Source organism: Acinetobacter sp. TG2027 (genome assembly GCF_000302435.1).
Taxonomy (GTDB): Bacteria; Pseudomonadota; Gammaproteobacteria; order Pseudomonadales; family Moraxellaceae; genus Acinetobacter; species Acinetobacter pittii.
The window spans coordinates 37,370-63,420 of the sequence record NZ_AMJN01000053.1 but is presented as its reverse complement, the minus strand read 5'-3'; the positions used below and the strand labels follow the sequence as shown (position 1 = coordinate 63,420).

The window sequence follows — 26,051 nt, the reverse complement described above, 5'->3', positions numbered from 1 at the left end:
AAGCCATTTAATCAGCAGGTTCCCATACTGTTTTATTTAAAATGCAAAACACGAGCACCCAAGTGCGCCCCAGAAAGATTTTTTGTGCTTATCATTTACAGGAACATCAAGCATCCAAGCGTGGCTGTGTCCATGCATTCCACAGCTGCTAGCACATGCACACAATGCACTTTGTGACTGTAATGATTGATTGGAAGGAGCATTACGGTTTTCAGATAAACGCCACTGACCACCGAAGCGTTTTACCGGCGACCATGTTGGAGATGCTGGCGGTAACGGCGGATCGTCTTGCTTAAACTCTGCCCCTGCGTACACCACTTTGCCGCCTAAAACAGTGAGTACAGACTCAATCCACTGGATATCTTCTGCTTCAACTTTGAAGTAGTCATCTGACAACACAACTAAGTCGGCAAGTTCCCCTGCTGTTAGTGAACCTTTGACATCTTTTTCACCTGAGAACCAAGCTGAACCTTTAGTCCAGAGTTTAAGTGCTGTTTGACGGTCTAATAGATTTTTTTCATCATAGAGTGGTAAACCACCGACTGTTTTACCAGTACTTAGCCAATACAAACACACCCAAGGGTTATAGGATGCAACACGAGTCGCATCTGTTCCCGCACCCACAGGAACACCGAGTTCTAACATTTTCTTAACGGGTGGCGTTGCCTGAGCAGCCTCAGCACCGTAGCGTTTTACGAAAATCTCACCTTGATATGCCATACGGTGTTGAATGGCAATACCACCACCCAACGCGCCAATACGTTCAATATTACGCTCAGATACAGTTTCGGCATGGTCAATAATAAATCGTGTCGCAAATGGCTGTTTTGAATTTACTTTTTCAAATACATTCAGTAAGCGATTAATACTTTCATCATAAGTTGCATGAATACGGAATGGCCATTTCTTTTCAGCCAAGTGTTCTACAATGGCTTCGAGTTCGCCTTCCATTTTTTCTGGTAAATCTGGACGTGGCTCATAGAAATCTTCAAAGTCACCCGCTGACCACGTCAGGTTCTCACCTGCTCCATTCATTCTAAATAGCTCATCACCATCACCCGGAAATGTCATTTCTGTCCAGCGACGATAATCATCAAGCTCTTGGCCTGCCTTCTGAGCAAATAGGTTATAAGCAATACGTACGGTCATTTGATTTTGATCGTGTAATTGCTTAATCACATCATAATCTTCAGGATAGTTTTGACCGCCACCGCCCGCATCAATTGCTGAAGTAATACCCAACCGGTTCAATTCACGCATGAAATGTCGAGTTGAATTGATTTGATCTTCAACTGGCAATTTCGGTGCTTTCCCTAAGGTCGAATACAAAATCATAGCCGATGGCGTAGCAAGCAAGAGACCTGTTGGCTCACCTTTTTCATTTCGTACAATCTTGCCACCTGGTGGGTCCGGTGTATCTTTGTTAAAGCCTAATACATCAAGTGCAGCTCGGTTCAATAAGGCACTAGCGTATAGATGTAAAACGAATACAGGAGTATCTGGTGCAGCTTTATTAATTTCTTCTAAAGTCGGTAAACGCTTTTCGGCAAACTGGAATTCCGTCCAACCGCCTACGACACGAACCCATTGTGGGGCTGGCGTATTGTCTGCTTGTTCTTTGAGTAAGCGTAACGCATCGGCAACAGATGGCACACCTTCCCAGCGCAGTTCCATATTGTAATTTAGGCCACCACGAATAATATGCAAATGACTGTCATTTAGACCTGGTATAACGCGACGGCCATTTAAATCTACAACTTTACTTGTTGGAGTTGCGAGTTTCATTACCTCATCATTTGTACCCGTGCGTAATACTTTACCGTCTGCAATCGCAATTGCTTGTACTTCAGGGTTCTGAGGATCTAGTGTTGTGATTTTACCGTTTATGAGTATGAGGTTTATTTCGGTCATTCTGAACTCCATTCTTGTGAATTATCGTTCTAAAAAATAAAGGCATATCTGTATTAATATCACTTAAATATTGAATACTAGACATGCCTTTACCTAAATCAGTACTGTTTTATTTTGCAGGAACTGGTGCAAGTACTTCATGTTTTGATGTTGTACGCTCAGGTGCCTTATGTACCATCGTATAAGCATAATCCACACCCATACCGTAAGCACCAGAATGCTCACGTACAATTGCCATAACTGCATCATACGTATCACGGTGTGCCCAATCACGCTGCCATTCAAGTAATACTTGTTGCCAAGTTACTGGAACAACACCCGCTTGAATCATGCGTTGCATGGCATAGTCATGAGCCTCTTTCGATGTACCACCTGAAGCATCCGCGACCATATAAATCTCATAATCCCCTTCAAGCATCGCACCAAAAGCAAAGGTGTTGTTGCACACTTCAGTCCACAAACCTGAAACAATCACTTTTTTACGATTATTTTTTGCAAGCGAATCACGTACTTTTTGGTCATCCCACGAATTCATTGAAGTACGTTCTAGTAATGGAGCATCTGGAAATACATCTAAAAGTTCTGGATAGGTATGACCAGAGAAGCTTTCAGTTTCAACCGTTGTAATGGTGACAGGAATATTGAATGTTTTAGCTGCTTTTGCTAATCCTACAGTATTATTCTTTAATACTTGGCGATCTATTGACTGTACCCCAAAAGCCATTTGTGGCTGATGATCAATAAAAATAACCTGACAATTGGTTGGTGATAGTTGTTCTAAAAGTGATTTATTCATGGGTAAACTCCATTATTCCTTATGAGTAATGCATTAAAATTGCTTACTGGTTATTATGAAAACAGATAAAAATGTAAAAGCATAGACAGCAAATCAGCACGAATCTGTATTCTGTACGAATACAATCAAAACAATGATTGCTTTTTAATTTTTATAGTTTAATCATTGATATATATTTTTTACCTTTCGCTTATCCATGGATCGATTAGACTGTATTTCCACTTTTGTAAGTGTTGTAGAACATGGGAATTTTAGTAGCGCAGCCAGAGCACTCGATATTTCTCGCGACTTAGTTGCCAAACGTGTTTGCTACCTCGAAAATGACCTCAGAACCACACTTTTAACTCGAACAACAAGACAGATGAACCTCACCTCTTGTGGGGAAAAGTTTTATCAACATAGCAAAGTCATTTTAAGTGAGTTCGAATGGGCTGCATATGAAATTAGCTATAATCAGCAGTACCCTGAAGGCGAACTCAAGCTCAATACACCAATGTCTTTTAGCAACATTTTTCTTCAACATATCATTTCGGACTTTATAGAGAAATATCCCAGCATCAAAATTGATTTATTCATGACTGATCAGCTATTAGACATGAATAATAATAAATTTGATTTAACCATTCGTGTAGATGGCTCTCCTCCTAATTTGGCAAATAGTAAAATATTAAATACCTATCAACGATATTTGTATGCAACACCTGAGTATTTTAATCAGCATGGATTGCCAGATTCATTAGAAGAACTTAAAGAACATAAGTTTCTAATTTACTATCAAGATAGTCGACATAAGAAGTTGATCTTCCAAAAAGATCAAAAAGAAGTGTCCTTTAATTGCTTCCCTGTGATGACCTGTAATAATGGTGAACTATTATTAGATATGTGCTTGAAAGATCACGGTATTGTTTTTCTTCCAGAGTTTATTGCAGAGCCTTACTATAAAGAAGGCAAATTACAGAAATGTTTGGAGGACTACACCAGTCAGCCGCTTCACCTATATGTTACATGGCCAAACCGTAAGATTTTATCGAAGAAAGTAAAACTATTTATTGATTTTTTAACACGTCAAATCGTTCCCATAAAATAACTAATCTGGGCCTTTTCCAGAAGAATTGGCCCCATTATTTTTTAGTTAGTTTAAATGGATTCAATCTTCTTATTTTTAAATAAATTTAATAAATTTTGTTCTGCTGACGCTGTGCTGTCTTCTTCAATAAATGTCGTCGCGTAGTGTTCTAAATGCTCTTCCATCAATTGAGTTGCTCGTTTTTCATCGCCTTGTTCAATCGCATCTAAAATTGCACGGTGTTCATCTGCCGAACAATTATTATGTTTTGGAATTTCATATAAGCCAATTAATAATGAAGTCCTTGCAATAAGCGTCTGCAAATAACTGGTCATAATCGTATTTTGATTTGCTTCAATCAGCTTTAAATGAAATTGCCCCGATAGCTTAATCCACTCGGCCCAATTGCCAGCTAAACGCTCATGAGACTCTTGATCTACTAAGCCTCGAAGCTCACTAAAATCTAGGTTATGTGACTTTTGAGCGAGCTTTTTTACAGTGGCGATTTCAAGCATGCTGCGTGCTTCAAAGACCTCTTTTGTCTCATGAACGCTATGCTTTGCGATGAGTGCCCCACGATTGGGCTGAATTTCGATAACCTTATCATGGGCAAGTTTCACGAAAACACGTCTTAACACTCCTCGCGTTACCCCGAATGCTTCACACAAAGGTGCTTCAACTAAACGTGCGCCAGGGGCAAGTTGCCTATTTAAAATAGCATCTACAATAGCGTTATATATATGGTCATCAATTTCATCATTGCTCATTTCTAAGACTTTTTTTGGTGCATTCGATGGCATTGATTTCTCCATTTTTATTAACGCCTCCTCTTTTTAAAACTTTATCTAATAACTGTAGTGTAAGTTTAACTTAACTTTTTGGGAATATTACTCTCATTTCCAAAACACTAATGTTGAGCTAAACAATTCAATATTAGACTTCTAAATATCCACTTATACACCTAACTTTACTTACTTTTTATAAAAAATTAAGCACTTCTCATTTTAAAAATTTGTCTCTTCATATCCAAAATTCATACCAGTTTAAATAACTCATAAGCGCTACTTCTTAAATTTGGCATAACTTTTGCTAAATTAAAATTGTGCACAATATAAATATCATATTGTGCACAATTTTAATTTCATTCTTTTAGCCAGAATTTCAAGCTGCTGAAGAACGTGCCAGCCCAACATAAGGGAAGTGAGTGTTCAAGATGAATAATACCGAAGCAATAATTAAACCTTCTTATGATGCAAAACTGACAAATCAAGACTTAGCTCCTTTAAAAAAGCAAACATGGGGCGCTTATAATATTTTTGCTTTCTGGATGTCTGATGTTCATAGTGTCGGCGGTTATGTCATGGCTGGGAGCCTTTTTGCACTCGGGCTGAACAGCTGGCAGGTACTTTTATCTTTACTCATCGGCATTGCCATAGTTCAGTTTTTTACAAATCTGATTGCCAAGTCTAGCCAACAAACAGGCACGCCCTATCCTGTTATTTGTCGTGCCACTTTCGGTGTGCTTGGTGCAAATATTCCTGCTGTTATTCGGGGTCTTATCGCTGTCGCGTGGTATGGCATTCAAACCTATTTGGCCTCAAGTGCATTCTTATTAGTCATTTTAAAGTTCTTTCCAGAATGGTCACCCTATGCTGATGTTTCAACTTACGGCTTTCTTGGGCTTTCCTATTTAGGATGGGTTGGCTTCATGCTGCTTTGGCTACTACAAGCGATTGTTTTTTGGTCTGGCATGGACAGCATACGTAAATTTATTGACTGGGCAGGTCCAGCTGTCTATGTTGTGATGTTTGCGATGGCAGTATGGCTGATCTGGAAAGCTGGCTGGCAAAATATTGATTTAAACTTGAGCGGTGTTCAATACGATGGTTTTGCGGTTGTACCAGTCATGATTGGTGCTATTGCGCTTGTTGTTTCATATTTTTCAGGGCCTATGCTGAATTTTGGTGACTTCTCTCGTTATGGTAAAAGTTTTAATGCCATTAAAATGGGCAACTTTCTTGGCCTACCGATCAATTTCTTAGGCTTTTCTTTACTTACTGTGGTTTGTATTGCTGCAACGCTTCCAGTGTACGGCAAGCTCATTACAGACCCTGTCGAGATGGTCGGTAAACTGGATAACACATTTGTAGTCATTTTAGGTAGTTTGACCTTAATGATTGCCACCATTGGGATTAATATTGTCGCTAACTTTGTTTCACCTGCCTTTGATTTTTCCAATGTTTCACCGAGCAAAATTAGCTGGCGCATGGGTGGAATGATTGCAGCAGTTGGATCGATTTTCATTACCCCATGGAATTTGTTTAATAATCCTCAAGTGATCCATTACACCATTGATATTTTAGGTGCATTTATCGGTCCACTTTTTGGCTTATTGCTCGCCGATTTTTATCTCGTTAAAAAACAAAAAATCGTGGTGGATGATTTATATACATTAGATAACAAAGGCTTGTATTGGTACAAAAATGGTTATAACCACTCTGCCTTTTATGCCTTAATTCCAGCTTCATTAATTCCTATTCTCTGCGTACTTTTACCACAACTGTCTGGGCTGGCTAATTTCACATGGTTTATCGGTATGGGATTCGGTTTTGTCATTTACCGATTTCTTAACCAACCGCTTGCCCATGTTAAATCGGCAATGACTAAGGTAAAAGTACAATGAAAATTAAAATTATTAATCCCAATACTACTCAAAGCATGACAGACAAAATTGCTGCATCAGCAAAGATAGTCGCAGGTTCTGGTACTCAAATTATTGCAGTGAGTCCTCAAATGGGCCCTGCAACAATTGAAAGTTATTATGATGAAGCCCTAAGTGCAGTAGGTGTGCTAGAGGAAATTCGCCAAGGTGAATTTCTAGGTGTAAATGCTTATGTTATTGCCTGTTTTGGTGACCCTACGCTTTATGCTGCCCGTGAAATGACTTCAGCACCTGTGATTGGGATTGCCGAAGCAGCTATGCGAACTGCAAGTTATGTCAGTAATGGTTTTAGTGTGGTCACAACCTTACAACGCACAGTGAATATGAGTTGGCATCTGGCTCATCGCTATGGGGCTACACCATTTTGCAAAAATGTTCGAGCTTGTGACATTGCAGTTGAAGAGTTAGAGCTTCCTGACTCAGATGCTTATCGAACCATACGAGATGAGTGCAAAAAAGCACTCACAGAAGATAAAAGCGATGCGATTGTTTTGGGCTGTGCAGGTATGAGTGATTTATGCCTAAAACTACAAAACGAATTGGGAGTGATTGTTATTGACGGCGTTGCAGCAGCAGTTAAACAAGCTGAAATGTTAGTTCAGTTAAATTTAAAAACCAGCAAAGTTGGTGATTGGGCCTCACCTCCTGTAAAGAGTTACACAGGCATACTGTCAGGATTTGGAGCACATTAGAAATAAATTACTGTTTCAATTCCAACTCAAAACGCTGCGTTGGAATTGAAACTGCTGAAAACCAAAGAATTAAACTTCGGCTAACTCTGGCTGTTGTTCATTTTTATAAAATGGCACATCACCGTTAATAGTTGCACGGTGCATGATGCGATGAGCATCGCCATAATCAAACAATGCTTTATGTTGCGTACAACGGTTATCCCAAATCGCGATATCACCATCTTGCCACTTCCAACGCAAATGAAATTGCTCTTGGGTCGCATGTTTAAACAAGAAATCAAGTAATTGCTCACTTTCTTGTTCAGGTAACTCATTAATGCGAGTGGTAAAGCCCTCACTTACAAACAACAAAGGCTCACCTGTAACCGGATGGGTACGCACCACTGGGTGAACCACTGGTGGGTTACGCTTAAATGTTTGCAAAAGCTTTTCACGCTCTTCTTCGTTATGGGCAAAACGTTCAAGTGGAAAAGACTTACGAATATCGTGTGTTGCAGTTAAGCCACGTAGTTTTTGCTGTAACTCAAGCGGAAGCCCTTTAAAAGCTGCTGTGTTGCTCGACCATAATGTATCTCCGCCTACAGGTGGAATTTTAATGGCTTGCAACACACAACCTAAAGGCGGGGTTTTACTAAAAGTTACATCTGTGTGCCAAAGTTCATTGTCACGCAAATCTTGTTTCCAGCTATCGAGTACCATCACTTCAGGTACATCTTCAATTGAAGGATAAATCGGGTGCACATGTAAGCTACCAAAACTGCGTGCCAAGTCTGCTTGTGCTTGCGGTGCTAATTGTTGCTTTCGAAAAAAAATGACCTGATGATCAAGCAAAGCCTGCTGGATTTGTTGCGTTGTCTGTTCATTTAACGCATTCAAATCAATATCGTGAATAATTGCGCCAATGGTAGGCTTGATCACTTCAATATTTAAGTTTGCTACTACTGTATTCATCTTCTTTACTACAACTGCTGACCATACCAAGGAGAAAACTGTTTTTGTAACCAACGTAAAAACAGCTCAAAACTAACTGCGACAATCGCAATCACAATAATGCCCAGAATCACCGTATCGGTAATTAAGAACTGTGCTGCCGATTGCACCATAAAACCAATACCACGATCCGCTGCAACCAACTCTGCTGCAACTAATGTTGACCAGCCCACCCCGAGACCAATACGAATACCGGTAATAATATGAGGTAAAGCTGTTGGTAAAATGACATGCCAAAATACTTGAGCCTGACTTGCCCCTAGCGACAATGCTGCACGCTCACGATTAAGCTGATGGCTTAACACACCATGCGCGCTACTAATAATGACAGGTGCCAAAATCGAGAAGAAAATCAAAAGTACTTTTGTGGTTTCGCCAATACCGAACCAAATCACGAGTAAGGGTAAATAAGCTAACGGCGGAATTGGACGTAATAATTCAACCAAAGGATCTAGAACAGCGCGAACCCATTTGTTCAGACCCATCCATAAGCCCAGTGGTACACCAATCACTACGGCAGCAATCAAAGCCAAAAACACACGCGAGATACTAGCGGCCAAGTGTTGCCACAAAGTAGCCTTCATAAAGCCTTCTTGGCTGACCGATATAAATTTTTGCCAGACTGCCTGCGGACTCGGTAAAAACAGTTCAGGTACGACATGCAAAGCAGTAATGAGAAACCAGAGTGCAACCACACTTCCCACACTAATTATGCTAACTGCCAAAGTGCGATGCTTCTCAAAAAATGACGATAGAAATGAAGCATTTTCTGTTTGCACATCTGGCTTAAGTTTTAGCCCTGCTTTGTCATATTCATAGACGTTATCTTTAGTACTCATGTGGTTAACGCCTCCTTACCGCTTTGTTTTTGTGCTCTTAAACTTTCAAACAGCTGCTCTCTGAGCTGAATAAATTGAGGGTCCGATTTAATTGAGCGAATAGACTCGCCCTGACGATATCGATTAGCAAAATCGAGATGTAGAGTTTCTACAATTTTGCCTGGATGCGCTGTCATCAGAACTAACTGATTGCTGAGCAATAATGCTTCTTCAATGTCATGAGTAATTAAAAAGAAACTTTTATTTTGTTGAATCCATAAATCGAGCACTAACTGCTGCATGTTTTCACGTGTAAAAGCATCTAATGCGGCAAAAGGTTCATCTAATAAAATAAACGGCGCATGACTGATCAAAGCTCTAGCAATACCAACACGTTGTTTCATACCACCGGAAAGTTCCCAGATATTGGCTTTTTCAACGTGACTTAAACCTACAATTTTTAAAATTGCGTTTACTTGTGTTTCGATCTCTGCGCGCTTTAAACCTTTTAACTGCAAAGCGAAGCCAACATTATCTGCAACATTCAACCAAGGAAGGAGTGCATGATCCTGAAACACCACAGCGCGGGTTACATCTGGTCCAGTTACCACTTCATGATTTACAAGCACATCACCTGAACTCGGCTTTTGAAAGCCTGCCAAGATATTAAGCAAAGTCGTTTTGCCGCAACCTGACTCGCCTAAAATCACGGTTAAAGAACCTTCTTCAATCGTTAGATTAATGTCTTGTAAAACTGGCTTTTGCTGTTTAGGAAAAGTCAGATGAATATGTTTGGCTTCTAATACACTCATGACAACTCCTTAAGGCTGCAAAAATGAAGAATTCACATTGCCTTTATAATCGGCTTTAAGTTGATCGACCTTACCCTGACCTTTTAAGAACTTCGCTGTATCAAAAATATTTTGCGCGAATTCACCATCTAACGTTTGTTTTTGCTGAGCGTAGTCAAGGTAGATGTTTCCACTTAATAAAAGTGGGATATCTTTTGGATTAGAACCTGTAAGCTGCGCAATTTTTTGCACGTTATCGGCATCTTTAACGTAAGCGGCTGGATCTTGATTATATTTTTCAAGCTGCTCAAGCGTAGTTTTAACAAAAGCTTTTAAGAAATCAGGGTTTTTCTCTGCAAAGTCTTTACGTACAACCCATAAGTCATAAGTTGGAGCGCCCCATTCACCCACTTGTTTCGAGTCGGTTAAAACCGTACCAGATGCTTTGGCTTTACTTAAAGCAGGTTCCCAAACATAGGCAGCATCAATATCACCACGTTCCCAAGCAGCTGAAATTTCAGGTGGACGCAAGTTGATAATTTTTACTTTGTCTTCTGGAATGTTCCAATGTTTAAGTGCAGACAAAAGGCTGTAATGGGTTGTTGAAACAAAAGGTACAGCAATGGTTTTGCCAATTAAATCTTGAGGGGTTTTAATGCCTGATTTATTACTCACCACTAATGCTTCAGACCCACCAAGTTTTGAAGTAATTAAGAATACTTCAATCGGTAAATTACGGCTTGCCGCGGCAGCAAGTGGGCTTGAACCAATATTGCCAAGTACCACATCACCTGAAGCAAGTGCATTTACAACATCTGAACCCGCATCAAATTTTTTCCATTGAATAGTACGTTGACTATGTTTTTCATAATCTCCGTTAGCCTGTGCAACTTTGCTTGGGTCAACCCCAGTTTGATAAGCAATCACGACAGGTTTGTTGTCACGAACTGAAGCACCCGTATTATTATCTTTCTTATTTTGCCATACGATAAATGCAACAATTGCTACAACCACAATTGCCGTGATAATCAACGGTTTGGTCTTTGTGCTCATAATTTCATGATCTTTCAATAATATAAGCCCATTGTATGCAGCCGGCTTTATAATGAAAAATAAAAAAATATGAGTTGCTTATCTAATTTTTATAAATAACTTTTCCTTATAAGTTTTTATCTTTTGGTAAAAAGCAAATTCTAAGTAAACTTACAGATTAAAATAAAAATTAAAATACTTATATATCAATAACTAAAAACCATATTCACAAATCATATGATTAGGAAAACCTGACAGATGCCCTCTAAGTATTTTATCCTCTCATATTTGATCATTTTTACTTTTGCTTATTGCATCCAGAGTTTTGCATCTAATTAATTTTCATTCTTTTATATAAAGTTCAGATTTTATTATCTTTTTATCTTAAATCTTCTGCAAATATTGAGATTTGGGCAAATCTTTTTCTGGTTTATACATGACGCAAATTTAATTTTTATTTTTAAGAGGAGAAAAATTCTTTTGTTTAAACATTCTCAAATTTTGAAAAAAACATTAATTACAACGTCTTTAATTACATTTAGCCTCTCAAGTCATGCAGCGCTTACCTTTGGCAATGCTGAAGAAGGTGAACTTAAAGTAAGTGGTACTGTTCGGGCTAAATATGTTTATGACTTTGATTCTGAACCCACAACCAGTAAATTTTCCTTTAATGACGCCGTATTATGGCTAGATTACAACTCCCCGAAATGGATTGGCCACTTAGATTATCGGGTTTATGAATATTACGGGCATTTAGGCGATGCCAATTGGCTCACCGATGCATGGATGGGTTATAAAATTAATGACAACAGTAAAATTATTGCTGGCTTAAACCCCGTTCCTTTTGGCTTGGGTCGCTTTTGGGGAAATACTTATTATTTAGGCATTGCCAATAGTGCTGGTTGGGAAGATGTACACAACCTTGGGGTGAAATATGATTTCAATGATGGAACCAATGAAGCACAACTCGCCTTTTATCCTACCGATGGTGGCACCTATAGAGGTAAAAGCAAAGACTCGAGTCGATTTAGTATCAATCCTGTCAATGCGGATGACTCTGTACCACAAGGTACCAATACTAAAGAAAAGAACTCCATTGTTGTTCGCGGTGCTCATACCTTTAAGAACGTATTAGGACAAGAGAATTTCTCTACCCAACTGGGTGCTTCTGCATGGTATTCCACTATTGAAAACAAGCGTTCAGGGCAAGATGGAGATCGCCAAGTCTATTCGGTTTTTAGCAATACCAATTATAATCAATGGAATTTACAGCTTTTGGCTGGTTATCAGGACATTGATAATGCCGACACTGAATATAAAGATCATCTGACTTTGGGCGGTTTCGATTATTCATTTAATTCGGCAACCAAAGGTCAGATTTATTCAGCCGAACTGAGCTATTTATTTCCTCAGCAGTTTGGACCAATTACTTCTGTTCGCCCGTATTTAAACTATAGTTCTTATCGAAAAGAGCACGATGGTTTCAAAGACTCTACCCGTTTTATTCCCGGCATTGCCTTTAACTATCAAAAATTGACAGTACAAGCCGAGTTGCTGGTGGGTAAACATGACCCATATCTAGGAGACAGTGAAGGCCTTGCGGCTGGTGGAACCAATGATAAATGGAATAAAAAAGCGTTTGTAATTTTTGCTTATTACTTCTAATTCTTAAAACAAAGGCCAACAGATGTTGGCCTTTGTTTTTATCTAGATATCTACTTTTACTCTAGTCGATTACTGGTGAATTATTGAGAGGAAGCTCTGTTTTATCTTCATCGATGACATCGACATCTTGGGCGGTAGGCTCAAACTTAATCAGTAGACCAATCACAATTAAAGGAATAAACGCAAAGATAGAAATAATCAGGTAAACATCGGTTTTATATCCCGCCATCCAGATTGGTAAAACAAACAAAGCAATTGCTTGAGCAACGCCCGTTACTGCACGATTAAAGCCAACACCAACACCACGAATCGAAGCTGGATAAGCCATAGTTGGATAAACCATCATTTGTGCACCTGGCCCAAAGCCTTCGGCAAAAAGCCACAAACCTAGCATGCCAATTGCGGTGTAGAGTAAAAAGCTATTACCGGGTTCACCAATGAATGCTAAGGCAATGAGGGCTATAAACTGGAGTAAAAAGCCTGTAAGCAACACATGACGAGATTTAAATCTGCTAGCAACAAATACACCTAATATTCCGCCCGTAAATGCAAACAATAAATTAAGCCCTAGTGTTGTAGTAATGGTCGTCAAGACATCTGTATGAAAGAATCGCGTTAAAATAGAAGGTAAAAAGAAGGCAATGGTCGTGTACTGAAATGCCACCGAAATATGAATCACAATTGCCACAATAGTTCTTTGCAAATAGGTTTTATTAAATAAAACCGCAAACCCCTCGCGCTTTTTCTTTTCAGCAGTTCTTTCTACTTTTTCAACTGTAGCGACTGCATGAATTGCATAGGATTCTTGTAGAACTTTAGCCGCCCCTTTTAAATCGCCTTGGTTTGCAAGCCAAATGGGTGACTCAGTTAAATATTTACCGCGAATAAAAATAATGAGTAACGCTGGCACTGCTCCGAAAATTAAAGATGCTCGCCATAGCCAATTGCTATGCTCAGGGGGTAAAAGAAAATAAAGCGCCAGAACTAGACCAAAACAGACCGAAGAAGCGGCATACCACATTGGGCACCATGCAGCTAAACGCGCTGCCTTGTTGCTACTACCGTTAAACTTGGAAAACTCAGATAAGTATGACATTGCCACGGGTAAATCAATACCGACACTAATTCCCATAATAAATCGGGCTAAAATCAAAACCCAGACATTAGGTGCAAAGCCTGCGACAATTGCAGCAATGACAAACAGCACCATGTCCGCCATAAAGACCCGATAACGGCCAATTTTATCTGTCAGCCAACCACCAATCAGGTTTCCAACAATGGTTCCGCAGACAATTGCTGAAGCCACCACCCCGGTCATCACAGGGCTTAAAGAAAACTCTGAGATGACTTGCTCAATACCAAAAGAGAGCGTTGTTAAATCATAGGCATCAATAAATACGCCAATTAGTGCCAACCAAATAACTTTATTCGATTTACCCTTCCCTGCAAATTTGGAAATTAATTGTGAAACATCATCGGGAGATTTAATTTCATAACGATGGTTATGATCGAGTTCTTGTATGCTCACTTAATAATTCCTGAATTTTAATAACAGAAACAAAATAATGATTATTCACATAATACAAAAACAAATTAATCTGATGTTTTAATCTAAATTATAGAATTATCTTTTCATTATTTACTCAGCAGTAAAACCGATATAAAAAGACAAAATAAAAGCTGGTATTTAACCAGCTATTTATTTAAAGAATTTCTAAAATATTAACTCGCCTCAGCAAGTTTTAACTCTTTTAGATTACGATATTTTGCACCTCGGTGATTTTCAGGCAAATATGGCCCAGCACTAAATAGTTTTTCTCTTAATGTTCCTTGTGTATATGAGGTTTGATATACCCCACGTTTTTGCAACTCTGGCACAATAAACTCAACCACATCGGCAAAGGTTTGATGCGCCAAAATATAGGCAAGATTGAAACCATCAATATCGGTATCTTCAACCCATTGTTGTAAAGCATCTGAAACTGTTTCTGCCGAACCCACTAACACAGGTCCATTCCCACCTAAGCTGTTCCAGTTTGCAATTTCTTCAATGGTCCAAACACGTTCTGGGTCCGCATTTACATAAGAATCTAATAAAGATTGAATGGCATTGGTTTGAATATATTCAACTTTGTCAGTGGGTTGATATTGTGAAAAATCAACACCCGACCAGCCAGACAGCAAGGTTAAAGCACCATCATAGCTTCCATAGCTTTGATATTCTTTAAACTTAGCCTGTGCTTTTGCATCGGTTTCATCAGTGACAATCGACAAAAGCGCATAAATTTTAACAGAGTACGGATCGCGGCCTTCCTGAGCCAATTTCTGGCGAATGCCCTGCACCACTTTTTTAGTGGCAATTTTAGAAGGCGCTGCAATAAATACACACTCGGCATTTTGACTGGCAAACTTCTGCCCACGTGAAGATGCCCCTGCTTGGTAGAGTACTGGTGTTCGCTGCGGTGATGGCTCACAAATATGGATGCCCGGTACAGTAAAGTATTTACCTTCATGCTGAATTGGATGCACTTTTTTATGGTCAGCAAAGATACCGCTTTCACGGTCACGAACTACCGAACCTTCTTCCCAAGAACCTTCCCAAAGTTTGTAAAGGACTTCTAAATATTCATCGGCAATATCATAACGATTGTCATGGTTGACCTGAGTTTTTAGGCCCAAGTTTTTCGAACCACTTTCTAAATAAGACGTCACGATATTCCATCCAACTCGCCCTTTGGTTAAATGGTCTAGCGTGCTAATACGTCTAGCAAAAGGATACGGATGTTCAAAGGAAATAGAGGTCGTGACACCAAAACCCAAGTGCTTTGTGACTGCGGCCATCGCTGGCACAATCTGTAGCGGATCATTGACCGGAACTTGTACTGCACCTGTTAAGGCATATTCAGCACTTTGATGATAAACGTCATAAATACCGAGTACATCTGCAATAAAAATACCGTCAAAAAAACCACGCTCAAGAATTTGTGCTAAATCTGTCCAATATTCTAAATCTTTATATTCAACAGATCGATCTTGAGGATGTCGCCATAATCCAGGAGATTGGTGAGCAATACAATTCATTTCAAAAGCATTAAAACTAATTTTCTTAGTCATAAAATATTCGCCAGCATTTTATTTAATTTTTATACTAAAGCAATTTTTATGTTTTCTTTATAATATATACCCCAAACAAAATATGATTTTATTCTATAGATTTTTATAATTTAATTTAAACAATCAAAATAATATTAAGCCACTAAAAATAGCAGCTTAATATCTATGATTATCAATTATTGTTTAGCTACTTCACCAATACGCCATTGATAAGGTGGTAATGTGCCGTTTACACTAAAATCACCAATAATTCGATTTTTAAATACTCTCGGGTTATGTGAAGCTAAAGTTCGTACGTTACGCCAGTATCGATCTAGGCCTAAATCTTTGTCCGTTGCAGAAGCACCTAAAGCGTCAAATAAAATCGTAGAAGCATTTAAAATTAGATCGGTAATTACCGTTTGAGACTGCGCACTTTCAAGTTCGGCAAGTGCATTTTGCTCCTCTTCAAGCTGCTCATTATTTTGAAATGCAGCTAAGTAAGCACGTTGTAAGCTTTGTGCTACTTTTTCAACAATCGCTCCTGCACTGTAAGCCGCACCACGGATTTGGCCTACTACTTGTAAAATTTGCGGATCCTGTTTTACAAATTGAGCATTTGCATGCGTGTAGTTTCGGGTACGTTTAGCAACAGCTTGAGAAACATCATAGGTTGCAGCACGTCCTAGACCTGTAATGATTGCCAGTTGAACCAGTTGATAGTAAGCCGCTGAATATTTAAAACGGTCATCGTCAGGTAAAATTTCAGCTTCATCGACCAATACGTCATGGAAATATGCTGTACCACTTGCGGTGAGTTGCTGGCCAAAACCATTCCAATCATCAACAATTTCGACACCTTCATCTTCACGGCGCACAACGACCGAGCCAGATTCACCCTTTAAGTCAGTTACACCAACGTCAACCCAATCGGCATATAGACTCCCTGTGGTGTAATATTTTTTACCTTTAACGCGAATTTTTCCGTCACTGTCTCGATACAAATGTGTTTCGAACTGATCAATTGACTCTTTCCCTCCTTCAGACCATGCACTACCGACTGTTTCCCCATTTGCAATTCGGCTAAGCCAACGCTGTTGAAACGTTTTGTCTTTACTTACCAACACATCTTCAGTGAAACCAAAATGCACACGCAAAGCTTGCGGTAAGTTTGAGTCCGCTTCTGCAAGTTCAATGAGCAATGCAAATAGTTCAGGAATGGTTGCATCAAAGCCACCATGAGCTTTTGGAAGTCTTAAGCGCGTAAAACCAATATCTTTGAGCCACTGAAGTTGTTCATAGGGCAAAATATGCTGTTGCTCACGGATTAAAGCCCCTTCTTTAATACGGGCAAAAGTTGGTCTGAAATTTTTTGCCAATTCATCATAACGTTCTGAAGGCCCTTCACCCCACACGCGAGAAATGATTGAAGCCTGACTGAGTGCTGCATGCGTTAGTGAACCGAGATGATGCTCAAAATTTAAATTTGTCATGTAAGTAAAACCAATATTGCTTTGCTTTTACCATAAAATATTTATTTCACATGAAAACGATTATTTTTTTATAACTGTATTCATTCTTTATATAAGTACCCAAACACAAAGATAAAAAGCTCATCTCCCAAGTCCTAAGATAGCTCTTTTTGTCTAATGCTCTGCTGGCTTTGCAGAAGTGTTTGTATATATTCTGAATAGACGGATAACTTTTCAAAAATATGTTCTGAATAAAACATGTCGTCAATTAAATGTGTCATTTGACCAGCGGTAAAGGTATCGCATAAACCAACCAACGCTGCGTTCATTTGAGCAAATTTCGTGCATAATTTGACATAAGTTTCATCTTTATTTTTGAATAATAATTTCCGCATTTCTAAGCCATTAAGATTTTTTAAGTCATCATCTTTTGTGGTTTTAATCCAATAAATTTTGACCTTTAAAAATTGCTCTAGTGTTTTTAAATGCTCGACATCTACCTCTAAACTCGTAATTAAAAAAACGGTAGAGAGATCACTTCGGCACAGTGCCTTGATTAAGCTTAAATAAATAAACTCAACCTCATTAAGCTCTGCAAGTTCCAAATGTATATAAATTTTTAGACTTTCTAAAACGTCATCTACTTTAAAGAGTACTTTCTTCTCAGCTTGGTAATATTTATTCAGAATAGAAAGCACAGGCGTAGTCGCAGGTGTTGTATAAATAGCAGCCTTGTTTAAGTTGGCAAAAATAAATGGTGAAAATAGATAAGCCACACTACTTTGCTTTGGCTCAATATGAGATTGGATTAAATATACAGTTTCAGATTTAGAAAAGTCTCTGAGTACTTTCGCTCTTAATAAGGTAGCTTCAAAATTAACATAGGTCTGCTCTAACTGAGCCAATATAGATACAGGGATAGGCTGATTTTTAATAATTTTATGCAGGACATTGAGTTGAGAAGTAATAAACATTTTTTAACATCCAAGCTATTTTAGAAGAGCTACACTTAAATCAGGTCTTTAATAACCTACGTAACAACCAGACCTCACGCAAAACAACAAAGGAATAAAAGAGAAGAAACTATTCTTCTGCGCTTATTACCCAAAGTCGCATTCGCTGTATTTTGGAGAGTGATTTTGGCCATTCGTAAATCTTGTTCATTTATTTTGGACTTTTGAAGAATGGATACATAGCTACAGATAATTGAAAAAAAACTATAGCACACCTCATGACTGCTCCAGACTGTTATAGTTTTATAAAAAATTTCTGTATCTACATATACAAAAATAGTAAGTGCATGATTAAGGAAACTTCTTAAGGTAGGTAGTTTTCATGAGTCGATCTATTGCATATCGCCAGATATTTCATCAATGTTTCAATGCAACATGCATTTTTACAAATGCAACATCAAGCATAAACTTTGTTAACAGATTGAGAACAATCAATCAGTCTATTCTCTTGAAATATCAAGCAATTATGTTGCTTAACCCTGTTGGCATTTTACTTGCTAAGAAGATCTATCACAGAAGTAAGTTTAATCGCCAAAATACTTTGTTGCCTGAAAATAAGTATTTAAGTCATTCAATCATCATCAGCTAGTTCACAGGGGGAAAGTTTATGAGCCTCGGTCTAACCGCTCTAGAATTAGCGCGAATACAATTTGCTTTTACAGTATCCTTCCATATTATTTTTCCGGCCACTTCCATCGGTCTTGCATGCTTTTTAGCAGTATTAGAGTGGAAATGGTTAAGAACCCAAAACCCGATCTATAAAGATCTATTTAAATACTGGATTAAGATCTTTGCCGTTGCCTTTGGTATGGGTGTGGTCTCGGGTGTGGTCATGAGTTACCAGTTCGGTACGAACTGGAGTGAATTTTCACGCGTTGCCGGAAGTATTACTGGTCCTTTACTTACCTATGAAGTCTTGAGTGCCTTCTTCTTAGAAGCAGGTTTCTTAGGCATTATGTTATTTGGTTGGGGACGCGTTGGTCCTCGAGCCCATTTCTTCGCAACACTTATGGTTGCCATCGGAACATGTATTTCCATGTTCTGGATTCTATCTTCAAATAGTTGGATGCAGACACCTCAAGGCTTTGCCATCGAAAATGGCATTATTGTGCCAAAAGACTGGTTTGCAATTGTCTTTAACCCATCCTTCCCTTACCGCTTTGCCCACATGGGTGCTGCCGCCTTCTTAGTTTCATCATTATTGGTGGTCGGAACATCTGCATGGCATTTAGTAAAAGGCCGTCGTGATGAATTGGTGAAAAAATCGTTCTCGATGGGTCTCTGGATGGTGCTTGTGACTTCATGTTTACAAGTAGTAATTGGCGATAACCATGGTTTAAACACCCGTGAACATCAACCAGCCAAACTTGCGGCAATGGAAGGTCACTGGGAAACCAATCACAATGAGCCGATGCCATTATTGCTATTTGCAATTCCAGATATGAAAGAAGAACGTAACCACTTCGAAGTGGGTGTTCCTTATTTGGGTAGCTTAATTTTAACGCATAGCTTAGATGGCCAAGTGACAGGTTTAAAAGATTTCGCACCTGAAGACCGTCCAAATTCAACCATCGTTTTCTGGAGCTTCCGTGTGATGGTGGGTCTTGGTGTGCTCATGGTCACTCTATCTTTAATTGCGCTTTGGTTACGTAAACGTGGAAAACTCTATGAAACATCATGGTTTCATAAATTTGCTGTAGTGATGGGGCCTGCGGGTTATGTGGCAATGCTGGCTGGCTGGATTACTACCGAAGTAGGCCGTCAACCGTGGGTTGTATACGGGATTATGCGCACTAAAGACGGGCTTTCACATACCGTTTCGGCAGATCAGGTTGGACTTAGTCTCTTTATTTTTGTGGTGGTCTATACCATCGTTTTTGGTAGCGGTATTTACTACACCTTAAAACTCATTAATAAAGGCCCTGTATTTATCGATACTCCAACTATTGAATCTGGTGGCGTTGGACACTTTAAAACACCAATGCGTCCACTCAGTGCTGTCGATGAAAACATTGACGATAATCAAAAATCTGGGGAGAAACATCATGATTGATCTTTCTTTAATATGGGTCGGTATTATTGGTTTAGGTGTTTTAATTTACGTGGTCATGGATGGTTTTGACTTAGGAATCGGGATTATGTTCCCGTTCATTAAGAACAGCCAAGAACGTGACGTCATGATGAATACCGTCGCTCCTGTTTGGGATGGTAACGAAACTTGGATGGTTCTCGGTGGTGCTGGTCTATACGCAGCATTCCCACTGGTCTATTCAACAGTTTTATCAGCACTCTACCTGCCTATCATTTTCATGGTCATTGCCCTGATTTTCCGTGGAGTTGCTTTTGAATTCCGTTTTAAAGCTCATCGAACCAAGCACCTTTGGGACTTGGCTTTTATTTGGGGTTCAGTTTTAACCAGCTTCCTACAAGGGATTATTTTGGGTGCTTATATTCAAGGAATCAAAACCGAAAATGGTATTTTTGCTGGTGGGTCTTTTGATTGGCTTTCCCCATTTACCATCTTTACAGGTATTGGCGTAGTTGCCATGTATGCCACTTTAGGCTGTGGATGGCTGATTTTAAAAACCGAAAAAGGTTTGCAGCAACGTATGTATGAGCTTATGCCAAAGCTGATTATTGCACTGCTCATTATTTTTGGTGGGGTGAGTTTATATACGCCGTTGACGCATCCTGAAATTGCAGATCGCTGGTTCTCTTTACCAAATCTGTTCTATTTTAGTCCTGTACCGATTTTGGTCTTATTGTTTGTTGGCCTGATTTTATCAGCATGTAAAAAGCAGGATCATGACCTCAAACCATTTGCATATACATTGGCCCTCGTTTTCCTTGCATTTACTGGTTTTGTGATTAGTTTATGGCCCTATATTATTCCGCCATCAGTCACCATTTGGCAGGCAGCAGCGCCTCATTCAAGCCAGATGTTTGCTTTGGTCGGCGCACTTATTTTAATCCCGATCATTATTGCTTACACCATTGTGTCTTATTGGGTATTTAGAGACAAAGTTCGTGTAGGTGACGAAGGCTATCATTAAGTATGGAGGGTTTTATGAAAAAGTCATCCGTTAAACTCAATCAAACCCAATGGTTTATTCTGCTATGGATCGGTGGTTTTTTAGCCTTAGCTGTGATTGCGGGATTGTTTAAAGTTATCTTGATTTATGCAGCCCCTTACTTAAAGTAAATCTATTGTTCTAAACAAATGCCGTTTGTAGATTCTGCAAACGGCATTTATTATTGATTAAGTGCTTCTTTCATTTTGTTATTTCGTGCAGCTCATACATGTATAAATCAGAACAACTCGCTCATAGCATTCGCCAACTCATTGAGAGCGGCACTTTAAATGCACATGAAAAATTACCGTCATTGAGAGATCAGGTACAACGTTCTGGTTTTAGTTTAATGACCGTCATGAATGCTTATCAGGAGCTTGAATCACAAGGTCTGATCTATTCAAAAGAAAAATCTGGCTACTTCGTTGCCGAGCAAATTGCACTAAAGCCACTCGAACAATATTCAGTTGTTTCACTGAACTCTAAAATTGAAATTAATTCATTAGTTTTTAAATATCTTAAGTCAATTCAACATGAGTCCGTCGTACCTTTTGGTTCAGCTTTTCCGGACAGTCAGCTTTTAACAGCACCCAAACTTATTCAAATTATGGGACAGCTTGCCCGTCAAAGACAAAGTTATGACCAGACAACCAGTTTGCCTCCCGGTAATTTAGCCTTAAGAAAACTAATTGCTCAACGCTACTGTATGCAAGGCATACAGACAGACCCAGATGACATTGTCATTACATCTGGAGGTTTAGATGCACTGAACCTTTCGCTACAAGCTGTCGCTCAACCCGGCGATTATATTTTATTACAGCAAACTGTGTTTTATGGGGCTTGGCAAGCCGCCGAGCGTTTAGGACTTAAAGTGATTACCATTCCTGAACATCCACAACATGGTTTTGACCTAGAGGCATTTGAACAAGTCATTCAAACCTATCCAATCAAAGTGTGCTGGCTCATGCTGAATGCCCATAACCCGATTGGTTTTACAGTCAGTGATGACATTAAATATAAAATTGCCAAGTTGCTTCATGAACACCAAATTTATTTGATTGAAGATGATGTCTATGAAGAGCTTTTTTATGGCGGCCAAAAACCACTTTCGATGAAATATTTTGACCAACAAAATCTGGTACTGCACTGCTCTTCTTTTTCTAAAACATTAGGTGCAGGTTTTCGGGTTGGTTGGGTCTATGCCGGTAAATTTTCAGACCATATTCAACACTTACAGCTCATGAGTACCATTTCAGTAAATGCACTCATTCAAAATGCATTGGTTGAGTTTTTGTCTCATCATCATTATGAAAAACACTTGCGTACACTTAGACTTTCGCTTGAGCGTTATAAAAAGCAGTTTTATCACTATATAAAGCAACATCTGCCTAGCTCTTGCGAAGTGTATTACTACCCAAGTGGCTATTTTCTATGGGTCAAACTTCCTAGTACGCTAGACAGTATGCAAGTTTATGAAGAGTTGATTCAGCAAGATATTGGCGTTGCGCCAAGCCCTCTATTTAGTGTTTTACCCTCACAGCAGCATTATTTGAGAATCAATTGCTCTTTTGAATGGAACACTAAAATTCAAAGCGCATTAGATCAGGTTATCAAAACCATTCAACAAAGAGTTGAAGCAAGTCTCTAAAGAAATGCTTCGACCTAAGCACAATTTTATAGTCTTTATTTTGTGGTAACTTTATAACTCAAATCTATAGTTTTAAGGGAAACAGGTTCAAAGAATTAATATGGAAATTGATGAAGAACTCACCCTGAAAAAAATACAGATTTTTTTAGCTTTTATGCGCTGTGGAAATTTGTCTAAAACAGCCATAGAAATGCAGTTGAGTAATGTCAGTGTTCATAAAGCCTTACATTCTTTAGAAAGTGCTTTACGTTGCCCTCTTTTTAAAAATGAAGGCCGTAACCTCATTCCTTTAAAAAGTGCTTATGTCTTTGAAGAACGGGCACAAAAAATCGTACAAGACATTTTTATTACCGTAAATAAAACCAGAGAAGCCGCAGGCTTTGCAGCCAAGGTTTTACATTTAGGTTCTCTTTATTCTTTAACTGTAAATACGATTCCAAATGTGATTAGCGGCCTTAAAATCAGACGTAGTGAGCTTGATATTCAACTGTTGCTGAGCTCGAATCAGGATTTGGTGAAAAAGCTTAAAGCAACTGAGCTGGATGCCATTATCGTGGCTTTAAATGAAACCACTCAAGATGATGACTTTGAAATTTTGCCGATGTTTTCAGATGACATTTTTTTGGCCGTCAATAAAGATTCAAAATATGCCGATTTTAAAGATATTGATTTAAGCCTTTTAAAAGAAGAAACTTTTTTAACTTTAACTAAGGGTTTTGCAACTCATAACGACAGCGACATTATTTTTAAAAAAGCAGGTTTTTCACCAAAAGTTGCTTTACAGGTCAATGATATTTTTACCTTAATTAGTATGGTCAGCTCAGGTGTCGGTTTTGCTCTACTACCCGGCCGTATTTCTGCAGTTTATGAAAGCTCAGTCAAACTCATTCCGCTAAAACAGCAATATCATATGCAGCAAGAAATCGGTTTGGTCTTTCTAAAAAGCAAAGAACGAGACCCAAACTTACTTGCTCTGATTGCTGAATGTCGCATGTTCGCCACTAATTTTAAAAGATAAATATCGGCAACTTATTAAAGAATAATGAGTTGCCGTTATAGGATTTTCAAAAATTTATCCAAAAATCGCATTAACCGTTAAGAAAAAGACAGAAGGTCCAAGTAAGCACCCTAGTCCTGTATAGAAGGTTGCAACTAAAGCGCCATAAGGTACCAATCGTACATCTGTACCTGCCAATCCCGCAGCTGTACCACTGGTTGTTCCTGCCAAACCGCCAAAGACCATGGCAGAGCGTGGACTTTTTAGATACATAAATTTCGCAAGCAGTGGCGTCCCGACCATAAAGAAAACTGAATTGATTAAACCAATTGCAATAGAAAGTGCGATGACATCAGAACTCGCGCCAATTGCAGTACCAGTAATTGGACCTACAATATAAGTCATTGCGCCTGCACCGATCGTTGTCATCGAAATGGGATCTCGATAGCCCATGCTCCATGCAACCAAAACCCCAATTGCAAAAGGCACAACACAACCAAGCATTAATGCAATTAGACCAATTTTGCCTGCTTTCTTCACTTCTTTCACATCAACTTCAAATGCAGTTGAAGCAATCGCTAAATCACGAATCATGGCTCCGCCCAACAGCGCAAAACCAGAAAAAATAGCGATGTCCGAAACACCTTTGGTTCCCTGCGTATAAACTCCCGCAAAGTAAGCAACAACCAAACCTAAAGTAATCGCAATTGCAGAACTTTGTAGTTTTCCCTTCGTCAAATATTTTGAGAGTAGATGGGAAACAAACATCATTAAACCCGTTACTGCAAGAGCAGTAACTAATGCATTTTTTGATAACACAGCAATTATAGCGTCCATCATTTAAATCCTTTTTGATTGAACTTTTTGTAGTTTATGTTGCTTAGGCTATTTTTTCCTTGGGTTCTATCGTCCATTCATATGTTTCATAGTCACCACTCATTCTATTTAAATAACGGATGACTAAAACCGTGCCAATTAACGATGCAATAGAGACAATCAGCCCTAACATGCCACCCGATAATGCTGCAACAACATTTTGACCTGCCGACATCGCAACAACGATCGGAATATACATACCTGACCAATACAAGACGCCAAATTGTGTGACTTGAGGTAAGTAACCTTTTTTTGCCAATAATTCTTTAGATAAAATCAATAGAATCATTGAAATAGCAACGCCACCGACATTCGCTTTAACGCCTAATACCATGCCTAAGGTGTTGCCAAGATAGTCGCCTAATAAATGGCAGATCGCTAATATTGCTGTTCCATATATAATCATTGTAAATCCCTCATATCCTTGGGTTATTACTCAATTTTTAATTTGTATTGTAGTTACAAAGAAGCGTTATTTTCATTTTGCATTGCTAACTGAATGCTGTCTAAACGTATTCCCTGAAATGACAATACAGTTCCATCTTTAAATGTTCGGCGTGCAAGTGTAGTAAGCACCGTTCCCGGCAAAGCTTCGATCTGTAACCTTACACCTCGCTCCCATGCAGCTTGGATGGTACTTTCCCAATCTACAGTTCGACTCATATTAAAAGCCAAGTCATCACCAATCTGTTCTGGTCTGCTAAGCATACGAGCCGTTGTACCACTTAAATAACGTATTTTAGGCTGCTTTAAAGTCACTCCCTCCATAGACGCTGCAAGTTGCTTTGCTTGCTGACTTAATAATTCACAGTGCGATGGCACCGATACATCTAATTTTTTTGCCACCACGCCTTGTTGCCTTGCTAAAACAGCAACTTGATTCATGGCTTCAAAGCTTCCTGAAATAACGATCTGGTTATGTGCATTAATATTTGCAACAAACACCTCTGGCGTTATTTCATAAATCTGTTTGACCCATGTTTCAACAGCTGCACGATCTGTACCAATCAGAGCTGTCATGCCATATCCAGTGGGGTAAGCGTTTTGCATGAGTTCACCTCGATAGGCAACTAAACGAACGGCATCCTCAAAGGCTAAAACTCCTGCTACAACCGCAGCCGACCATGCACCAATTGATAAACCTGCTACATAATCTGGTGTTAAGTTTTCCGCTGTTAATAAGGCTGAACTCATCACACCTGAAACCAGCAAACAAAGCTGTACTGCACGTGTCGACTGCAATGCAGCCGGACTATCTAGCATCAAGACATCTTCTTTGAGTGCATCCGATGCACGCTCAAGGTATTCTTTAACTAGAGCGGTTTGAGGTAAGTCGTGCAACATATTGCTTCGTTGCACACCTTGCCCCGGATATACCCAAATTGAAGCCATGATATC

At 39.1% G+C, this 26,051-nt stretch carries 23 protein-coding genes; 9 read left to right on the top strand and 14 right to left on the bottom strand.

Annotated features, from left to right (window positions below; all coding sequences use genetic code 11):
• Positions 1-36: 36 nt before the first annotated feature.
• Both B806_RS0114390 and B806_RS0114385 read right to left on the bottom strand, forming a co-directional pair.
• Positions 37-1,911, bottom strand: coding sequence for an amidohydrolase (locus B806_RS0114390; RefSeq protein ID WP_017403185.1), 1,875 nt, complete (start codon positions 1,909-1,911; stop codon positions 37-39).
• A 109-nt stretch (positions 1,912-2,020) separates the two neighbouring features.
• Positions 2,021-2,707 (bottom strand): hydrolase, encoded by a 687-nt coding sequence (locus B806_RS0114385; RefSeq protein ID WP_001043290.1) that lies wholly within the window; start codon positions 2,705-2,707, stop codon positions 2,021-2,023.
• 196 nt (positions 2,708-2,903) lie between these two features.
• On the opposite strand from B806_RS0114385, the gene B806_RS0114380 reads away from it, so the two are divergent.
• The gene (locus B806_RS0114380; protein ID WP_005802433.1) at positions 2,904-3,794 is read left to right on the top strand and encodes a LysR family transcriptional regulator; all 891 of its coding nucleotides are present in this window, start codon (positions 2,904-2,906) and stop codon (positions 3,792-3,794) included.
• A 50-nt stretch (positions 3,795-3,844) separates the two neighbouring features.
• On the opposite strand, the gene B806_RS0114375 is transcribed toward B806_RS0114380, so the two are convergent.
• A complete protein-coding gene (locus B806_RS0114375; RefSeq protein ID WP_002114346.1) occupies positions 3,845-4,585 on the bottom strand; it encodes a GntR family transcriptional regulator in 741 nt (246 codons plus the stop codon).
• A gap of 401 nt (positions 4,586-4,986) precedes the next feature.
• Here B806_RS0114375 and B806_RS0114370 point away from each other — a divergent pair, with 401 nt between their 5' ends.
• The gene (locus B806_RS0114370; RefSeq protein ID WP_017403184.1) at positions 4,987-6,456 is read left to right on the top strand and encodes an NCS1 family nucleobase:cation symporter-1; all 1,470 of its coding nucleotides are present in this window, start codon (positions 4,987-4,989) and stop codon (positions 6,454-6,456) included.
• The gene (locus B806_RS0114365) at positions 6,453-7,187 is read left to right on the top strand and encodes an aspartate/glutamate racemase family protein (RefSeq protein ID WP_002114327.1); all 735 of its coding nucleotides are present in this window, start codon (positions 6,453-6,455) and stop codon (positions 7,185-7,187) included. Before B806_RS0114370 ends, B806_RS0114365 begins: the two co-directional genes overlap by 4 nt.
• A gap of 69 nt (positions 7,188-7,256) precedes the next feature.
• Here B806_RS0114365 and tauD read toward each other — a convergent pair whose 3' ends face one another.
• The 4 genes from tauD to tauA are packed head-to-tail and all read right to left on the bottom strand — an operon-like array spanning position 7,257 to position 10,857.
• Positions 7,257-8,138: a taurine dioxygenase gene (tauD, locus tag B806_RS0114360; RefSeq protein WP_002114263.1), complete on the bottom strand. Its 882-nt coding sequence runs from the start codon at positions 8,136-8,138 to the stop codon at positions 7,257-7,259.
• A gap of 8 nt (positions 8,139-8,146) precedes the next feature.
• Entirely contained in the window at positions 8,147-9,016 is an 870-nt protein-coding gene (gene tauC, locus B806_RS0114355) for a taurine ABC transporter permease TauC (protein WP_002114284.1), read from the bottom strand.
• Positions 9,013-9,807: an ATP-binding cassette domain-containing protein gene (locus B806_RS0114350; protein WP_002114189.1), complete on the bottom strand. Its 795-nt coding sequence runs from the start codon at positions 9,805-9,807 to the stop codon at positions 9,013-9,015. Before B806_RS0114350 ends, tauC begins: the two co-directional genes overlap by 4 nt.
• A gap of 9 nt (positions 9,808-9,816) precedes the next feature.
• On the bottom strand, positions 9,817-10,857 hold the full coding sequence (gene tauA / locus B806_RS0114345) for a taurine ABC transporter substrate-binding protein (protein WP_025465979.1): 1,041 nt from the start codon (positions 10,855-10,857) through the stop codon (positions 9,817-9,819).
• A gap of 441 nt (positions 10,858-11,298) precedes the next feature.
• On the opposite strand from tauA, the gene B806_RS0114340 reads away from it, so the two are divergent.
• On the top strand, positions 11,299-12,483 hold the full coding sequence (locus B806_RS0114340) for a hypothetical protein (protein WP_017386141.1): 1,185 nt from the start codon (positions 11,299-11,301) through the stop codon (positions 12,481-12,483).
• A gap of 61 nt (positions 12,484-12,544) precedes the next feature.
• On the opposite strand, the gene B806_RS0114335 is transcribed toward B806_RS0114340, so the two are convergent.
• The 4 genes from B806_RS0114335 to B806_RS0114320 all read right to left on the bottom strand — a co-directional run bounded on the left by B806_RS0114335 (position 12,545) and on the right by B806_RS0114320 (position 18,022).
• Positions 12,545-14,011, bottom strand: coding sequence for an MFS transporter (locus B806_RS0114335; RefSeq protein ID WP_017386140.1), 1,467 nt, complete (start codon positions 14,009-14,011; stop codon positions 12,545-12,547).
• 194 nt (positions 14,012-14,205) lie between these two features.
• Complete coding sequence (locus B806_RS0114330; RefSeq protein ID WP_017386139.1) at positions 14,206-15,597, bottom strand: LLM class flavin-dependent oxidoreductase; 1,392 nt, start codon at positions 15,595-15,597, stop codon at positions 14,206-14,208.
• A gap of 176 nt (positions 15,598-15,773) precedes the next feature.
• Positions 15,774-17,069 (bottom strand): acyl-CoA dehydrogenase family protein, encoded by a 1,296-nt coding sequence (locus tag B806_RS0114325; RefSeq protein WP_017386138.1) that lies wholly within the window; start codon positions 17,067-17,069, stop codon positions 15,774-15,776.
• 134 nt (positions 17,070-17,203) lie between these two features.
• A complete protein-coding gene (locus tag B806_RS0114320) occupies positions 17,204-18,022 on the bottom strand; it encodes a hypothetical protein (RefSeq protein WP_017403183.1) in 819 nt (272 codons plus the stop codon).
• 646 nt (positions 18,023-18,668) lie between these two features.
• Between B806_RS0114320 and B806_RS0114315 the strand changes: the two genes are divergently transcribed.
• From B806_RS0114315 to B806_RS0114295, 5 genes are all read left to right on the top strand, one after another.
• On the top strand, positions 18,669-20,114 hold the full coding sequence (locus tag B806_RS0114315; RefSeq protein WP_017386136.1) for a cytochrome ubiquinol oxidase subunit I: 1,446 nt from the start codon (positions 18,669-18,671) through the stop codon (positions 20,112-20,114).
• Positions 20,107-21,114 (top strand): cytochrome d ubiquinol oxidase subunit II, encoded by a 1,008-nt coding sequence (gene cydB, locus B806_RS0114310; RefSeq protein WP_005076463.1) that lies wholly within the window; start codon positions 20,107-20,109, stop codon positions 21,112-21,114. The genes B806_RS0114315 and cydB overlap by 8 nt, the downstream gene beginning before the upstream one ends.
• 14 nt (positions 21,115-21,128) lie before the next feature.
• Positions 21,129-21,263 carry a hypothetical protein gene (locus tag B806_RS0114305; RefSeq protein ID WP_005076466.1) on the top strand — a complete coding sequence of 45 codons (135 nt, stop codon included), beginning with the start codon at positions 21,129-21,131 and terminating at the stop codon, positions 21,261-21,263.
• Between the two features lie 98 nt (positions 21,264-21,361).
• The gene (locus B806_RS0114300; protein ID WP_005076470.1) at positions 21,362-22,780 is read left to right on the top strand and encodes a PLP-dependent aminotransferase family protein; all 1,419 of its coding nucleotides are present in this window, start codon (positions 21,362-21,364) and stop codon (positions 22,778-22,780) included.
• Positions 22,781-22,880: 100 nt separating this feature from the next.
• A complete protein-coding gene (locus B806_RS0114295; protein WP_005076472.1) occupies positions 22,881-23,798 on the top strand; it encodes a LysR family transcriptional regulator in 918 nt (305 codons plus the stop codon).
• A gap of 54 nt (positions 23,799-23,852) precedes the next feature.
• Here B806_RS0114295 and madM read toward each other — a convergent pair whose 3' ends face one another.
• From madM to mdcH, 3 genes are read right to left on the bottom strand one after another with little or no spacing between them, the layout of a single operon-like run.
• Positions 23,853-24,614 (bottom strand): malonate transporter subunit MadM, encoded by a 762-nt coding sequence (gene madM, locus B806_RS0114290; RefSeq protein WP_017403182.1) that lies wholly within the window; start codon positions 24,612-24,614, stop codon positions 23,853-23,855.
• 43 nt (positions 24,615-24,657) lie between these two features.
• Positions 24,658-25,059, bottom strand: coding sequence for a malonate transporter subunit MadL (gene madL, locus B806_RS0114285; RefSeq protein WP_005076475.1), 402 nt, complete (start codon positions 25,057-25,059; stop codon positions 24,658-24,660).
• Between the two features lie 53 nt (positions 25,060-25,112).
• Positions 25,113-26,045 carry a malonate decarboxylase subunit epsilon gene (gene mdcH, locus B806_RS0114280; protein ID WP_005076477.1) on the bottom strand — a complete coding sequence of 311 codons (933 nt, stop codon included), beginning with the start codon at positions 26,043-26,045 and terminating at the stop codon, positions 25,113-25,115.
• Positions 26,046-26,051: the final 6 nt, after the last annotated feature.

Bases quoted from the DNA above. Each gene is read 5' to 3' on its own strand.
- tauD (WP_002114263.1), bottom strand. From the start codon at position 8,138: ATGAATACAGTAGTAGCAAACTTAAATATTGAAGTGATCAAGCCTACC.
- B806_RS0114390 (WP_017403185.1), bottom strand. From the start codon at position 1,911: ATGACCGAAATAAACCTCATACTCATAAACGGTAAAATCACAACACTA.
- B806_RS0114330 (WP_017386139.1), bottom strand. From the start codon at position 15,597: ATGACTAAGAAAATTAGTTTTAATGCTTTTGAAATGAATTGTATTGCT.
- madM (WP_017403182.1), bottom strand. From the start codon at position 24,614: ATGGACGCTATAATTGCTGTGTTATCAAAAAATGCATTAGTTACTGCT.
- mdcH (WP_005076477.1), bottom strand. From the start codon at position 26,045: ATGGCTTCAATTTGGGTATATCCGGGGCAAGGTGTGCAACGAAGCAAT.
- B806_RS0114350 (WP_002114189.1), bottom strand. From the start codon at position 9,807: ATGAGTGTATTAGAAGCCAAACATATTCATCTGACTTTTCCTAAACAG.
- B806_RS0114375 (WP_002114346.1), bottom strand. From the start codon at position 4,585: ATGGAGAAATCAATGCCATCGAATGCACCAAAAAAAGTCTTAGAAATG.
- B806_RS0114315 (WP_017386136.1), top strand. From the start codon at position 18,669: ATGAGCCTCGGTCTAACCGCTCTAGAATTAGCGCGAATACAATTTGCT.
- B806_RS0114365 (WP_002114327.1), top strand. From the start codon at position 6,453: ATGAAAATTAAAATTATTAATCCCAATACTACTCAAAGCATGACAGAC.
- madL (WP_005076475.1), bottom strand. From the start codon at position 25,059: ATGATTATATATGGAACAGCAATATTAGCGATCTGCCATTTATTAGGC.
- B806_RS0114305 (WP_005076466.1), top strand. From the start codon at position 21,129: ATGAAAAAGTCATCCGTTAAACTCAATCAAACCCAATGGTTTATTCTG.
- B806_RS0114385 (WP_001043290.1), bottom strand. From the start codon at position 2,707: ATGAATAAATCACTTTTAGAACAACTATCACCAACCAATTGTCAGGTT.
- cydB (WP_005076463.1), top strand. From the start codon at position 20,107: ATGATTGATCTTTCTTTAATATGGGTCGGTATTATTGGTTTAGGTGTT.
- B806_RS0114320 (WP_017403183.1), bottom strand. From the start codon at position 18,022: ATGTTTATTACTTCTCAACTCAATGTCCTGCATAAAATTATTAAAAAT.
- B806_RS0114325 (WP_017386138.1), bottom strand. From the start codon at position 17,069: ATGACAAATTTAAATTTTGAGCATCATCTCGGTTCACTAACGCATGCA.
- B806_RS0114295 (WP_005076472.1), top strand. From the start codon at position 22,881: ATGGAAATTGATGAAGAACTCACCCTGAAAAAAATACAGATTTTTTTA.
- B806_RS0114300 (WP_005076470.1), top strand. From the start codon at position 21,362: ATGTATAAATCAGAACAACTCGCTCATAGCATTCGCCAACTCATTGAG.
- B806_RS0114380 (WP_005802433.1), top strand. From the start codon at position 2,904: ATGGATCGATTAGACTGTATTTCCACTTTTGTAAGTGTTGTAGAACAT.
- B806_RS0114370 (WP_017403184.1), top strand. From the start codon at position 4,987: ATGAATAATACCGAAGCAATAATTAAACCTTCTTATGATGCAAAACTG.
- tauC (WP_002114284.1), bottom strand. From the start codon at position 9,016: ATGAGTACTAAAGATAACGTCTATGAATATGACAAAGCAGGGCTAAAA.